The sequence below is a fragment of the Amphritea sp. 1_MG-2023 genome (assembly GCF_030547545.1).
In the GTDB taxonomy this organism is placed as follows: domain Bacteria; phylum Pseudomonadota; class Gammaproteobacteria; order Pseudomonadales; family Balneatricaceae; genus Amphritea.
Genome location: NZ_JAUOQE010000023.1, coordinates 18,833 through 33,047, shown reverse-complemented (window position 1 = coordinate 33,047; position 14,215 = coordinate 18,833). Strand labels below are relative to the sequence as shown.

The following is a 14,215-nucleotide window of genomic DNA, read 5'->3' as shown; positions in this document are numbered from 1 at the left end:
CGCCCATCAACTCAGTGATTAAGCCCCTTGTTTTTCAAATGTTACAACGCCTTCGGGTATTTGATACCAGTGTTGTTTTTGACTGACCCAAATATGCCGAGTGGGTTTGATAATGCTCGTATCTGATAGGGTGCTGGGTTTTAACTTGATGGCATCAGGCTCGGCAGGATTAAAGTGGTAAATTCGATTCCCGCAGGTCGGGCAAAACTTGGCGGCAGAAATATTGCCGCTATCAGCGGGCCTACGCCACTCTTGCATCTCACCTTCAAACTTAATTGAGCTGGCGTTCACCACCGCCGTTACACTAAAGGCGCTGGTGGAGAGTTTCTGACATTCGAGGCAATGACAGGCTTGAATCAGTTGCGGGGCTGCTAATAAGGTATATTTTACGCTGCCACATTGGCAAGAGCCTTGAATGGGATAAGTCATCGTCATCTCCAGATAAACTGACATCATCAATCGCTGATTATTTGAAAGCCTACTGTAGTTCAGTAACGATAGTTGAAGCAAGAGGGGGAGCAAGTAGCAGCGATTATTATTGGCCCCAAAAGCCGTCCGCAGAGGGCTTTTGGGGGTTCTCGTTGTTAAGGTAGGAAGATGAATTTAGCGACAAAGATAGCGGTGAGTGCCCAGACACCGGTGGTAATCGTATCGGCCTTACCGGTGCAGACTTTCATCACCGTATAGGTGATAAAGCCGATAGCGATACCGTTAGCGATGGAGAATGTCAGCGGCATCATAATGGTGGTCATCAGGGCCGGCGCAAATTCGGTGAGATCGTCCCAATCGATGCTGGCTAGTGAGCCCATCATGAGCATGGCTACGTAGATCAATGCACCGTCAACGGCAAAGCCCGGCAACATCTGAGCTAGAGGTAACAAGAATACCCCTGATAGAAACATGAGGCCGATCACAACGGCGGTTAGACCGGTGCGCCCGCCAGCTGCGACACCCGCTGCAGACTCAACATAAGAGGTGACCGGAGGGCAGCCAAAGGCCGTACCAATGACAGAGGAGATCGAGTCGGCTTTTAAGGATTTATCTAAGCCTTCGATTTTACCATTTTCATCTTGCAGATTAGCGCGATGTGCCACGCCCATGAGGGTGCCCGCAGTATCGAAAATATTGACAAACAGGAAGGTAATAATCACCGGTATCAGGGCGACATCAAGCGCACCCATAATATCCAATTTCATGAAGATTGGCGCGATATCGGCAAAGTTTGGCACCGCCAGCAGACCATTTTCAGGCCAAGCCATAAAGCCCGAGGTGGGCGCTCTATCCGAAGTGACGGTGAAAAAATCCACCGGTAGCAAGGCGCTCATTAGAAAGGCAATGGCGGTCGTTATGACGATACCAATGATGACTGAACCAAACACGCGCAGGTAGCTCAGCACACTGATAATAAGAAAGCTGAGTAGTCCCAGTGCCGGTGCTTCAGGTCCAAAGGCACCGAAACCGAAGTGAGTCAGATCTGCCAGCGCAACCACGTTATCCGGATTCGGTACGATAAGACCGGTAAAGCGTAAGCCAATAAAACCCAGGAATAAGCCGACACCGGCAGTCATTGCGAGACGTAGACTCATGGGAATACTCTCCAACATCCATTCCCGTAGTCGAGTGACGCTCATCAAGACAAAGAGAATGCCCGATAGAAATACCGCCCCAAGGGCGATTTCCCAGCTGTAATTCATCTCCATGACAACGGTGAAAGTAAAAAAGGCGTTAAGTCCCATGCCGGGTGCTAAACCGATGGGCCAGTTGGCGTAGACTCCCATAAATATCGTCGCGATGGCGGCACCGATACAGGTCGCCAAAAACAGGCCATCGAAAGGCATGCCTGTTTTGCTCATGATGATGGGGTTAAGAAACATAATGTAAGACATCGTTACAAAAGTGGTCAGTCCGGCGATCACTTCGGTACGGATATTGGTTTTATGTTGGCTGAGTTTGAAAAGGTGGTCCAGGAAGCTTAATGTTGAGGACGGACTCTGATCCTTGCTTGCATGTTCTGATTGTATGCTTTCCACAACTTTAACTCCTCGTTAGGATATCCCTTGGGTATTTAAACCGCGTTGTTTTGTGTTGCATTATCAGGAGTCGTATTTCATTGATCGATACCTGAATGAGCACAATCGTGAAATTGTGCTTGTCTTTAGAATAAGATTGTATACAAAAAAGTCAACCTATTGATGACATCCTAATCGGCTGATGATCTTACGTCTATACGTCATTTACCCCCATTTTATCCCTTGAAATGATCGGTAAGAGCGGTATAGAAGTCGTCTGAGGTGATCGTCGGTTGGCATTGTTGGGTTTTATCTGGGGGCCATCATGGGGATGGCGAGGCCTAACCGAGGGCTAACTATATTGTCTTCTGTGTACAGAAATTCAGCTTTTATGTATCATTCCCCGAAATTTAAGCCATCATTACTGTGCGGTGTAGGTTTTGTTATAGGTAAGTTTTTGGCTTGCCTGGAGAAATGAAGGGTTTATGAGTCAATTATCTGAAATGAAAAAAATTGATATCAAAAAAAGCGGTAAAAAAACGCAGGATGATATCGTTTATGAACACATCTTCGATGCGATTCTGGAACAGCGTTTAGCCCCAAACACGAAACTGAATGAGGAATCACTCGGTGATATCTTTGGTGTGAGTCGAACGATTATCCGTCGAGCTTTATCGCGCCTGAGCTATGAGCAGGTGGTGGTCATACGGCCTAATCGAGGGGCCGTCGTCGCGAGTCCATCGAACGAAGATACTCGACGTATTCTGTTTGCCCGTCGAGTGGTCGAGAAAGCGGTCGTTGAGTTGGTGTGTGACGAGGCCGATAAAACACAGATTGAGCAATTGAAGCAGAGTGTGCGCAATGAGCAAGCCTGCTTTGAAAAAGGTGATCGGGCGGCCGGGATTCGTTTATCAGGCGAGTTTCACTTGTTGTTAGCTGAGATAGCCAATAACCCACCTCTACTCAGCTTTCAGCGGAGTCTTGTATCATTGAGTTCGTTAGCGATTGCACAATATGAGAACCATGTGCGATCTCATTGTTCCTACGATGAGCACTATGAGTTAATCGAGGCATTGGCCAATGGTGATAAGCCGCAGGCGGCTCAATTGATGATGCATCATTTAGATCATATTGAAGAGAAGCTTGATCTTGATGATCACACGCCACCAAGAGACCTTAAAGCGATCTTCTCTCATGTGCGTAAATAAGCGCCTTTAATAGCGCCGAGTCACGCTTGTGTGAAGCCTATTGAGGCCTGCTTAGCAGGCCTGAGGCAAAGATATCAGTCACTCAAACGCCCTGTGGGGCGTTGTCTGTGTTTGTTGCTGTGTCATTGTAATGCTAATCTCGGCGATACACCGGCTTACCCATCGCGTAAGTCGCCTTGATGGCTCGATCGTCCCCCAGTGTCATCATCACAAATAGGCGTTCTTCCAGTGATTGTGTTTGTGCCATTCGGTATTTCATCAATGGCGTTGAGTTGTAATCGAGTACCACGAAGTCAGCTTCAGATCCGGGTTCGAGATTACCGATCTTATCCTCCAACTGTAGCGCTTTTGCCCCCCCGAGCGTGGCTAAATAAAACGATTTGAAGGGGTGTAGTTTGTGTCCCTGTAGCTGCATCACCTTGTAGGCTTCGTTAATGGTTTGTAGCATCGAGAAACTAGTGCCAGCGCCGACATCGGTGCCCATACCCACGTTGATTTTATAGGTTTCTGCTTGAGGTAGATTAAATAAACCGCTGCCAAGAAATAGATTAGAGGTAGGGCAGAAGGCGATCGCCGAGTTTGTGTCTGCGAGGCGTTGACACTCGTCATCACACAGATGCACGCCATGAGCAAAGACCGAGCGTTCACCGAGTAATTGATGATGATCATATACATCGAGGTAGCCTTTCTGCTCGGGAAAGAGCTCTTTTACCCATGCAATCTCGTTATTATTCTCTGACAGGTGAGTATGCAGATACAAGCCTGGGTATTCCTGTAGCAGCTTGCCCGCAAGGCTGAGTTGCTCTGGCGTGCTGGTGGGGGCAAAACGAGGCGTGACCGCATAATGCAAACGTCCCTTACCGTGCCAGCGCTCAATCAGGGCTTTACTGTCGGCATAGCTGCTAGCCGGCGTGTCGGTGAGTGCCGCGGGGGCGTTTCTATCCATCATCACCTTACCGGCGATCATGCGCAGGTTATGCTGTTCAGCGCAGTGGAAAAAAGCATCGACTGAGGTTGAATGTACGGTACCAAAGACTAGTGCCGTGGTGGTGCCATTTCTCAGTAGTTCATTGATAAAGATATCGGAGACTTCGGCGGCATGCTGTGGATCGATAAACTTTTGCTCTGCTGGGAAGGTGTAGTTTTCCAGCCAATCGAGCAGTTGTTCACCGTATGAGGCGATCATACCGGTTTGCGGATAATGAATATGGGTATCGATAAAGCCGGGGATGATCAGGGCATCGCTATAGTGTTTCACCGTGATATCCGCTGACAGCGTTTCCAATAGATCGGAGGCTTCACCTAGGGCAGTAATGTGGCCGTTTTCGATCACCATCAATCCATCTTTAAAATAGCGATAACTGTTGTCGATCCCGACTTCAGCGGGATCGCCAAGGCTGTCGAGAATCGCGGCGCGATAGGCTGTTATAGCAGATTGTGTCATTGATCTTTCTCAGAGTATTGGTCTATATGAAGTCTATCGAATCGCTGACGATTAGATGGCCAAGCGTTCAATAATGGTTGTATCGGCCGGTGCTGAGGGTTGCTCACAGCCGAAGTTTGCGTTGTAATGAGCAATGATTTCACCCGCTACCGATACCGCAATTTCTGCGGGTAATTTACCCTTCACGGCGGCAATCCCCATGGGGCAGGTCATGCGCTTAATCTGCGATTCGCTAAAGCCTTTAGCGTGTAATCGGTGGATAAACTTATGCCGTTTGGTCGCCGAGCCAATCAGACCAAAATAGGCAAAATCATCACGCTGTAAAATGGCTTCGGTGAGACTTTGATCGAGTTGATGATTATGAGTCATAACGATGAAATAGCTATTAGCGGCTTGGCTGGCCACTTCATCGGTGGGAAACTCGCTGATGCAGGGGATAACCCCGTCAGGAATGACCTTTGGGAATTGATCTTCACGACTATCAATCCAACGGACTCGACAAGGTAAGCTGGCGAGTATGCTAATCAGTGCGCGACCGACATGGCCGGCACCAAAAACAACGATCTCCACCGTATCCGTATTGATCGGCTCAAATAGCAGGGTGGTGGCACCACCGCAGCATTGACCCAGACTGGCACCGAGGGTAAAGCGCTCTAACCGAGGCTGATGCTGTTTCTGCTGCAGCATCTGACGGGCAATTTTGATCGCCTTGTACTCAAGATGCCCACCGCCGATGGTGTCAAATTGTTCAGCCTGACTGATGATCATCTTCGCACCGGCATTACGCGGGGTTGAGCCACGTTCCTCGACGACCGTGATGATGACGCCGGGAGTTGCCTCGGTAGCAAACTGATTCAGCGCTGTGATCCACTCATGATTCATCGGTTTGCTCCGTCTGACTGACCGGTCTTCGCGCCGTTGTTAGCGGGGCGAAGGTCGGCCCGCAGGTTAGTTGGCTGATAGCTTAAGGCTATCTTGTTGTATGGCTTGCACCGCCCATAATACTCGCTCCGGCGTGGCCGGTGTATCGAGTGCAGGGCTGAGGCGATAATCCGAGAGACTCGAAATCGCATCTTTAATAGCGCAGTACACCGAGATACCGAGCATAAAGGGTGGCTCCCCCACGGCTTTCGAGTTAAAGACGGTATCTTCTTTGTTCTTACGGTTTTCAACCAAACGTACGCGAAAATCAATCGGCATATCGGTTATCGCCGGAATTTTGTAGCTGGCGGGGCCTGAAGTCATTAAGCGGCCCTGATCGTTCCAGACTAACTCTTCTGTGGTCAGCCAGCCTGCACCCTGCACAAAGGCGCCTTCAATTTGACCAATATCGATAGCCGGGTTGAGCGAAGCGCCGACATCGTGAAGGATATCCACTCGCAGTATTTTATATTCACCCGTTAGGGTATCGATCACCACTTCGCTGCAAGCCGCGCCATAGGCAAAGTAATAGAACGGACGGCCGCGCGCGGTTTCGCGATCATAATAAATTTTCGGAGTGCGATAAAAGCCGGTGCTAGAGAGCGATATTTGATTAAAATAGGCCAGTTGAATGAAATCCGCAAAGGCCATCACCTGATCTCGAATCAGTACGTGATTATTACGAAACGCAACATCTTCTTGGCTCACACTGAAGTGCTGAGCGGCGAAATCAATTAACCGCTGCTTGATGGTGCGTGCGGCATTCTGAGCCGCTTTACCGTTCAGGTCTGTGCCGGAGGAGGCGGCGGTCGGAGAGGTGTTAGGGACTTTATCGGTGTTAGTCGCGGTGATCTGAATGGTATCGAAATCGACCTGAAACTCTTCCGCGACAATCTGTGCCACTTTAGTGTTTAGGCCCTGACCCATTTCGGTGCCGCCATGGTTGAGATGGATGCTGCCATCAGTATAGATATGGATCAGCGCACCGGCCTGATTTAAAAATGAAGCGGTAAAGGAGATACCAAACTTAACCGGTGTGAGGGCTAAACCCTTTTTAAGAATTGGACTATCGGCATTGAAGGCTTTAATTTCTTGGCGTCGCTGTTGATACTGACTGCTCTGTTCTAAATCAGCCAACAGTTCGGGTAGAATATTATCTTCAACTTTCTGATAGTAGTGAGTGGTATCTCGGCCTTCACCGCCATAGAGGTTCAGTTTGCGTACTTCGAGCGGGTCCTTGCCGAGTTGACGGGCAATCTCATCGAGAATGATTTCCGGCATGATCAGGCCTTGAGGCCCACCAAAGCCACGATAGGCGGTATTGGATGCGGTATTGGTTTTACAGCGATAGCCGGTGATAGTGGCATCGCCTAGATAATAGCCGTTATCACTGTGGAACATCGCACGGTCGATGATGGAATCGGATAGGTCGGGTGAGTTACCGCAGTTACCGGCGAGTTTCATTTCACAGCCGGTGATCATGCCGTTATCGTCATAACCGACGTGATATTGATTGAAGAAGGGGTGCCGTTTACCGGTCATCATCATATCTTCCATGCGTGGCAGCCGCACTTTGGTTGGACGTCCGGTTAACTTCGCCACGACGGCGGCGATACAAGCAGGCCCTGCTGCTTGTGTTTCTTTACCGCCAAAGCCGCCACCCATCCGGCGCATATCGATCTGCACTTTATTGAAAGGGATATCGAGGACTTCCGCCACGAGTTTTTGCACTTCGGTGGGGTTTTGCGTCGACGAGTAAACAATCATACCGCCATCTTCAGTCGGCACCACCGATGAAATCTGGGTTTCCAGATAGAAATGCTCTTGCCCGCCGATATGCACGTGGCCTGAGAGAGTATGCTTGGCTGCGGCTAATGCGGCGCTGGCATCGCCTCGTTGGTGAGTATGAGGTTCGCTGACGAAGTGTTCAGTTTGTAGCGCTTGTTCGACACAGAGCACCGGCTCTAGGGGGTCATACTCGATGATTGCCGCCATCGCCGCTTGACGTGCAGTGTCAAGATCACTGGCCGCAACCGCGAGCACCGGTTGACCGAAAAACTCCACGAGCTCTTCAACCAATAACGGATCGCCGGGTTTTAATGCGCCAATATCGACGAGGCCAGGGATATCCTTAGCCGTAATGGCAAGGGTGACACCGGGAATGGTATAGCAAGGCGCTGTATCAATATGACGAATGCGAGCATGCGCCTGATCCGAGGTGCGGATATACACATGTAGCTGATTTGGAAATTCGAGTCGATCATCGATGTAAATCGCTTCACCGCTAACCTGTTTGGCCGCACTCTCATGTTTGACGCGGCGACCGACACCGGTGGTTAGGTCTTGTTTTGCTAACGCTAACATCGCTGCGTGGCTGAGAGGCTTGTGCGTGTGATTAGACATAAGCGGTTACCCGTGTGGTGACGTTAGGCGTTTCAAGTTCGATGAAGTAGCGGCTCAGGAGATTCGTGGCGATCTGTGTACGATAGGCTTGCGAGGCGCGAAAGTCGGAGATCGGCGTAAAATCTTCAAGCAGTGCTTGCTTCGCTAATTCGATGGTGGCCATATTCCAAGGGGCACCTAGCAGCGTTTGTTCACAGGCTGTGGCGCGTTTAGGAATAGCCGCCATGCCACCGAAAGCGATTCGCGCAGATTGTATAACACCTTGATGAATCTGCAGATTAAAGCAGCCTAAGACAGCCGATATATCATCGTCTAAGCGTTTGGAAATCTTATAGCAGCGGAACTCGCCGTTATCTGCTGCGCGGGGCAGAATGATTTTTTCGATGAACTCACCGGGTTGCTGTGCGGTTTGCTTATAATCAATAAAGTAATCTTGCAGGTCCAGAGTGCGGCATTGATCCTGTTTACGCAGCACTATTTTTGCATTGAGTGCGATTAACGCCGGCGGCGAATCGCCGATCGGAGAGGCATTACCAATATTGCCCCCTAGCGTGCCTTGATTACGAATCTGCAAAGAGGCGAAGCGGTGGAGTAGGGCACCTAAATCTGGGTAGTCAGCATTGAGCGCCGTATAGCAATCGGTGAGCGAGGCGGCGGCCCCTAACGTTATTTGCGTCTCTGATACTTCAATCTGTTTAAGCGCCTCGATATCACCGATATAGATGAGTGTGTCGATGGCTCGGTGAAATTGAGTCACTTCCAAGGCCAGATCGGTGCCGCCCGCCACCATGCGCGCCTCAGGGTACTGTTCGAGCAACGCGGACAGTTCGGTTAAACGGGTGGGATTGAATGAACGTTTATGGCCATCACTCAGTTCAGCCGGTTGTTGTGGCTGTATTTTACGCAGTTGAGCAATGGTTTGCTGTTGTTCGGTGGCGAAGCGATCCGGTGTGACATCGTCATACATCGATTGTGCCGCCTCAATGATGGGGCGATAGCCGGTACAGCGGCACAGATTACCGGCGAGCGCTTCATTGATCTCTTCTGTATTCGGTTGAGCGATATTTTTACCGAGCGCAAACATCGACATCACAATGCCTGGGGTGCAAAAGCCGCACTGACTGGCATGCTTATCCACCATCGCTTGCTGAGCTGGATGCAATTGATCTCCCTGTTTCAGATCTTCAACGGTGATGAGCTGTTTGCCATTCAGCGCTGAGATGAACGTCAGGCAGGCATTGATACTTTTATAACGGATTTGATCACCGTCTAATTCACCCAAGACCACCGTGCAGGCTCCGCAATCGCCAGAGGCACAACCCTCTTTAGTGCCGGTTTTACCCAACTGATTACGCAGATAATTTAACACTGTCATGTTGGGGTCTGGGTGTTGTTCAACCCGCAGTTCTTTATCGACTAAGAAGCTGATCAAAGCGGACTCCTTCTGACTTGAGTTAGTGATGCTGTTGTCAATGTATCCAATGATTAAAATGAAAGCTGACTTTTAAGTCAAGATACAGATGATCACCATTTATCGGTAACGGGTCGTTAGAGTAGAGTTATATTTTTATTTTGTGTTATTTATTAGGCTATTTAACTGGTAAATATATTTTTAAAAATGATATTTTTTGCATAATCAGAATTATGCGAATTCAATACGTTTTTAATAAATTGTATACAATTTTTAGTGTTGATGGTTTTTTGAACTATTACTGCGCAGTTTTTCTGTCAAATGCACTGAATAAAGGCGCTTTATGGCTTTTAATGAACGATGGGTTTTGCTGGTTGGGTACATTTTTGCCTGTTTATAAGCGTTTTTAAACTACTTTTTAGTAAATATTGTCTTTATTTGATGCGATAATTGTGGACAATATTGCGCCATGGTAATGCTTGCGCCTGTTTTTATGGCAGGTGTGAGAGCGCGTTTGCAGCCGTTAACTGTTAATGTTGAGTCATCCATCGACTCGCAGTAGACGGCACTAGCTGACGATATAAAGATGGCATCAGGACATACGCCATGTATAAGCCAAAGATATAAGCGGAATGGGAAAACATGAACAGTCATCGACGTATCTGGATTAAAGCACCACTGGTCAGTCTTGAAAGTGACAGTGCCGGAGGTGTCGTAGTCGAAAATCAGTTAATCACCGAGGTACTGGCTAAAGGCGAGCAGCCTAGCATGCCGGTGGATGAGGTGTTTGATGCCCGTGAGCATGTGATGTTGCCGGGATTGATAAACAGTCATCATCATTTTTATCAAACATTGACGCGTGCTTATCCTCAAGCACTGAATAAGTCACTGTTTAGCTGGCTAAAAAGTCTCTATCCTGTGTGGGCGAAGCTGGGCGAAGAGATGATCGAGGTGTCGACGCAGGTAGCGCTAGCGGAGTTATTATTATCCGGATGTACGACGGCCAGTGATCATCATTATCTGTTTCCTGCGGGCTTAGAAAATGCCATTGATATTCAGATGACTCAGGCTGAAAAGTTGGGCGTGCGTGTCCATCTGACCCGTGGCTCGATGAGCTTAGGTGAGGAGGATGGCGGGTTACCTCCACAATCAACGGTGCAGTCTGAAGAGGCTATTTTAGCTGATAGTGAGCGATTAATTCAGCGTTATCATGATCCCAAGGCGGGAGCCATGTCACGTCTCGCCTTAGCGCCTTGTTCGCCTTTCTCGGTGAGTGAAGCACTCATGACTGCCAGCGCGGCATTAGCGCAACAGTATGGTGTTAGGTTGCATACTCATCTGGCTGAAACTCATGATGAAACCGATTTTTGTATACAGATGTTTGGTTTACGGCCGTTAGACTATTTAGAGAAAGTCGGTTGGCTGAACGATCGTGTATGGCTCGCTCACGGTATTCATTTCAATGACGAGGAGATTCGCCGCTTAGGGGCGGCAGGTACCGGTATCAGTCATTGCCCCTCTTCGAATATGTTGCTAGCGTCCGGATTGTGCCCTACGCTGGATCTGGAACGGGCCGGTAGCCCAGTGGGATTGGGCGTGGATGGTTCGGCATCCAATGATGGTTCGAATATGATTCAAGAAGTACGGCAGGCGTTTTTGTTAGGTCGATTACGTTATGCGGCGGCCGACATTACGCATCAAAAAGTACTCTCTTGGGCAACCGAAGGTTCCGCCCGTTGTTTAGGGCGGGATGATCTTGGCCGTCTCAAGGTCGGTATGCAGGCCGATATTGCGTTGTACAAATTGGATGAGCTACGCTTTGCCGGTGCCGGAGATCCCTTGGCGGCGTTGGTTTTATGTGGCGCACATCAAGCCGATCGGGTTATGGTGGCAGGACGTTGGCGAGTGATTGATGGAGCTATCGATGGCTTTGATCTCGAGGCCTTAATTCAACGGCAAAAAACATTAGCGCAGCGTTTAGCGGTTTAAACGATGAGCACCTGAACGATGAGCACCTGAACAATATGCCTTTGATTTCAGCGATCATGGCGGTCAAGGTTCAGGTGCTATCGATCACAGATAGAGTGAATAATGATGGTTCAGAAAACCTACCTCGATGCACAAACCTTACTAGATGATTCCTTTCGCTTGGGCGCCAAGATCATCAATGACGGCTTTAAACCGACCTATATTATCGCCATTTGGCGAGGAGGAACGCCGATTGGCGTGGCGGTGCAAGAGTTTCTCGCTTACTACGGCGTGCAGAGTGATCATATCGCGATTCGCACCTCATCCTATGCCGATGAGATCGATCAACGGGCGAAGAAAGTAAAAGTCCATGGTATGGATTATTTGATTAAGAATATTCAAGCGACCGATAGCTTGTTAATTGTCGATGATGTATATGACACGGGACTAACGATTCAAGCGGTGATTGCCGAATTGCGTGAAAAGTGTCGCTTGAATAGCCCGGAAGATATTCGTATTGCGGTACCTTATTTTAAGCCAACGCGAAATAAGACCGGGGTTGATCCCGAATACTATCTGCATGAAACCGACGCTTGGCTGAAGTATCCGCACTCACTGGAGGGTTTAACGGTTGAGGAGTTACAACAGCATCGTCCAGAGCTGTTCGACATTATTGGCCATCTGCTGCCTGATGCGGACTGAGCCTTCAGTAACAGCATTATCCTCAAGAGGTGAAGATTGTGGAAAAACATTTTATTACTGAGCAGGCACTGATCTGTGATTCGTTTCGTCTAGGGGCGCAGATTTTTGAAAGTGGTTATCGTCCCGATTTTATTGTCGGTATCTGGCGCGGGGGCAGCACCGTGGGTATTTACGTGCAGGAGTGTCTGCAATACTTAGGCATTAAAACGGATCATATCTCGATTCGCACCTCCTATCGTGGTTTGCCGGGTTATCAATCGATGATTGAAGGTGATAACAGTATCAAAGCCCACGGCTTGCGCTATCTGTTAGAAAACCTCAATCGTGACGATAAATTGCTGATTGTGGATGATGTGTTTGGTTCGGGTAAAAGTATTGAGGCGGTGTTATCGCAGTTATCCGAGCGCGCCAAACGAAATATGCCCGTCGATGTTAAAGTAGCGGTGCCTTGGTTTAAACCCGCGCATAATCGTACCGCGAGAACCCCCGATTTCTATATTCACAGCAGCGATAAATGGTTGGTGCTGCCCTATGAGATGGTGGGATTAACGCAAGCGGAGATCTTCGCGAATAAACCGGGGTTACAAGCGATTATGGAGACGGTGCAGCGCTGATTTTCCTTATCGCCTCAAACAACGGTAATCAGTCTCACTAAAATGGATGAAATCCTTTATGATATGTGCCCAAAATTCAGGGAAGGGGTGAATATGCCGTGCCTAAGGCCGTTTAATCTATTCGCCCTTCCTGAGCTATAGCAAGGTAGACAGAGGATTTATCATGAAGTTTTCAGCATTAGATCTTGCCCCAGAGATTCAACAGGCCCTTGATGCCTGTGGCTATAGCCAGATGACCCCCGTGCAGGAGCAGGCGATTGTGCCGGCCCGTCGGGGTAAAAATGTGCTGGCGAACGCGCAAACGGGTACCGGCAAAACCGCTGCTTTCAGTTTGCCTATATTGCAACAGATGAGCGATCGGCCTAAGCCGACAGAGTCGGGCTGCCCGCGTGCGCTGATTCTGACTCCCACTCGAGAGCTTGCCGAGCAGTTAGCCGAGACGATTAAACGTTATGCTCAGTTTATGCCGTTAACGGTGACCGCTCTCTATGGCGGCGTCAATATGGATGGGCAACAGAAAAAGCTTAAAGCGGGCGTTGATATTCTTATCTCCACTCCCGGACGGCTGCTTGAACATGTGGTGCAATGTAATGTGAGCTTGGCAAAGGCTGAATTTGTCGTCTTGGATGAAGCCGATCGTATGTTGGATATGGGCTTTATTGCCGATGTTGGCGCGTTGCTGCAACAGGCACCGAAAAAACATCAGACCCTGATGTTTTCTGCGACCATATCACCCACGGTGAACACGGTGGCGAAGCAACTGATGACGCCTTATGAAACCGTGCGGGTGGCGAAACTCAATGTTACTGCCGATACTATTGAACATGTGGTTTACCCCGTTGAAGAAAAGCGTAAGGCTGATCTGTTTGCGGAATTGATTAATAAGCATCAGTGGTTTCAGGTGTTGGTGTTTACCAGTACTAAAGCGCAGGCCGATTCACTGATGGTGGATCTGAAAATTGACGGTATTCGTGCCGCTATCTGTCACGGCGATAAATCTCAAGGTTCACGCCGACGCGCCATTGCTGATTTTAAATCGGGCAAAATACAGGTGTTGGTTGCTACCGAAGTCGCTGCGCGTGGCTTGGATATTCAGGGTTTGGAGTTGGTGGTTAACTATAACCTTCCTTACCTTGCCGAAGACTATGTTCATCGGATTGGCCGTACGGGGCGTGCAGGCGCGCAGGGGAAGGCGATCTCTTTCGTGAGTCGTGAAGAAGAGCGTGCCTTGGATGATATAGAGCGACTGATCGGTGCTCGGATTCAGCGGATCTATATGCCCGGTTATGAAGTGGGTAGTCGGGATAACTTACGTAAGCAGATGACGAAAAAGGCACACCGTCCGCGAACCAATAAAGCGGGCCGCACCAAAATTATTCGCAGTAAACCGGCGGCTGGCCGGTCGAGTAAAAAATCGAAGTAGTTGAGACGGTTACAATAGGGTTAATGATTATTCACCCTAGCGTATGCGTTTTTTGTGGTAATAAAGGGCTGGATTAAACTTGTTTTTGATGCGACCCGGGTGGCGAAAAAGC

General features: G+C 49.0%; 11 protein-coding genes. 5 read left to right on the top strand and 6 right to left on the bottom strand.

Features of this window, described 5'->3' with window-relative positions; translation table 11 throughout:
• Positions 1 to 18: 18 nt before the first annotated feature.
• A complete protein-coding gene (locus Q4488_RS12740; protein ID WP_303580860.1) occupies positions 19 to 429 on the bottom strand; it encodes a GFA family protein in 411 nt (136 codons plus the stop codon).
• A 155-nt stretch (positions 430 to 584) separates the two neighbouring features.
• Complete coding sequence (locus tag Q4488_RS12735; RefSeq protein ID WP_303580859.1) at positions 585 to 2,030, bottom strand: NCS2 family permease; 1,446 nt, start codon at positions 2,028 to 2,030, stop codon at positions 585 to 587.
• 464 nt (positions 2,031 to 2,494) lie between these two features.
• On the opposite strand from Q4488_RS12735, the gene Q4488_RS12730 reads away from it, so the two are divergent.
• Positions 2,495 to 3,217 (top strand): GntR family transcriptional regulator, encoded by a 723-nt coding sequence (locus Q4488_RS12730; protein ID WP_303580858.1) that lies wholly within the window; start codon positions 2,495 to 2,497, stop codon positions 3,215 to 3,217.
• A gap of 133 nt (positions 3,218 to 3,350) precedes the next feature.
• Here Q4488_RS12730 and guaD read toward each other — a convergent pair whose 3' ends face one another.
• The 4 genes from guaD to xdhA all read right to left on the bottom strand — a co-directional run bounded on the left by guaD (position 3,351) and on the right by xdhA (position 9,417).
• Positions 3,351 to 4,661, bottom strand: a complete 1,311-nt coding sequence (guaD, locus tag Q4488_RS12725) for a guanine deaminase (RefSeq protein ID WP_303580857.1) — start codon at positions 4,659 to 4,661, stop codon at positions 3,351 to 3,353.
• A gap of 51 nt (positions 4,662 to 4,712) precedes the next feature.
• Positions 4,713 to 5,543: a xanthine dehydrogenase accessory protein XdhC gene (xdhC, locus tag Q4488_RS12720; protein ID WP_303580856.1), complete on the bottom strand. Its 831-nt coding sequence runs from the start codon at positions 5,541 to 5,543 to the stop codon at positions 4,713 to 4,715.
• Positions 5,544 to 5,609: 66 nt separating this feature from the next.
• The gene (xdhB, locus tag Q4488_RS12715; protein ID WP_303580855.1) at positions 5,610 to 7,985 is read right to left on the bottom strand and encodes a xanthine dehydrogenase molybdopterin binding subunit; all 2,376 of its coding nucleotides are present in this window, start codon (positions 7,983 to 7,985) and stop codon (positions 5,610 to 5,612) included.
• Positions 7,978 to 9,417, bottom strand: coding sequence for a xanthine dehydrogenase small subunit (gene xdhA, locus Q4488_RS12710; protein WP_303580854.1), 1,440 nt, complete (start codon positions 9,415 to 9,417; stop codon positions 7,978 to 7,980). The genes xdhB and xdhA overlap by 8 nt, the downstream gene beginning before the upstream one ends.
• A gap of 621 nt (positions 9,418 to 10,038) precedes the next feature.
• Between xdhA and Q4488_RS12705 the strand changes: the two genes are divergently transcribed.
• The 4 genes from Q4488_RS12705 (at position 10,039) to Q4488_RS12690 (ending at position 14,103) form a co-directional block, all read left to right on the top strand.
• Positions 10,039 to 11,385 carry an 8-oxoguanine deaminase gene (locus Q4488_RS12705; protein ID WP_303580853.1) on the top strand — a complete coding sequence of 449 codons (1,347 nt, stop codon included), beginning with the start codon at positions 10,039 to 10,041 and terminating at the stop codon, positions 11,383 to 11,385.
• Between the two features lie 102 nt (positions 11,386 to 11,487).
• Positions 11,488 to 12,066 carry a phosphoribosyltransferase gene (locus Q4488_RS12700; RefSeq protein ID WP_368411577.1) on the top strand — a complete coding sequence of 193 codons (579 nt, stop codon included), beginning with the start codon at positions 11,488 to 11,490 and terminating at the stop codon, positions 12,064 to 12,066.
• 38 nt (positions 12,067 to 12,104) lie between these two features.
• A complete protein-coding gene (locus tag Q4488_RS12695) occupies positions 12,105 to 12,680 on the top strand; it encodes a phosphoribosyltransferase (RefSeq protein ID WP_303580852.1) in 576 nt (191 codons plus the stop codon).
• A 163-nt stretch (positions 12,681 to 12,843) separates the two neighbouring features.
• Positions 12,844 to 14,103: a DEAD/DEAH box helicase gene (locus Q4488_RS12690; RefSeq protein WP_303580851.1), complete on the top strand. Its 1,260-nt coding sequence runs from the start codon at positions 12,844 to 12,846 to the stop codon at positions 14,101 to 14,103.
• Positions 14,104 to 14,215 lie beyond the last annotated feature (112 nt).

Bases quoted from the DNA above. Each gene is read 5' to 3' on its own strand.
- Q4488_RS12740 (WP_303580860.1), bottom strand. From the start codon at position 429: ATGACTTATCCCATTCAAGGCTCTTGCCAATGTGGCAGCGTAAAATAT.
- Q4488_RS12730 (WP_303580858.1), top strand. From the start codon at position 2,495: ATGAGTCAATTATCTGAAATGAAAAAAATTGATATCAAAAAAAGCGGT.
- guaD (WP_303580857.1), bottom strand. From the start codon at position 4,661: ATGACACAATCTGCTATAACAGCCTATCGCGCCGCGATTCTCGACAGC.
- xdhC (WP_303580856.1), bottom strand. From the start codon at position 5,543: ATGAATCATGAGTGGATCACAGCGCTGAATCAGTTTGCTACCGAGGCA.
- xdhB (WP_303580855.1), bottom strand. From the start codon at position 7,985: ATGTCTAATCACACGCACAAGCCTCTCAGCCACGCAGCGATGTTAGCG.
- Q4488_RS12705 (WP_303580853.1), top strand. From the start codon at position 10,039: ATGAACAGTCATCGACGTATCTGGATTAAAGCACCACTGGTCAGTCTT.
- Q4488_RS12700 (WP_368411577.1), top strand. From the start codon at position 11,488: ATGATGGTTCAGAAAACCTACCTCGATGCACAAACCTTACTAGATGAT.
- Q4488_RS12690 (WP_303580851.1), top strand. From the start codon at position 12,844: ATGAAGTTTTCAGCATTAGATCTTGCCCCAGAGATTCAACAGGCCCTT.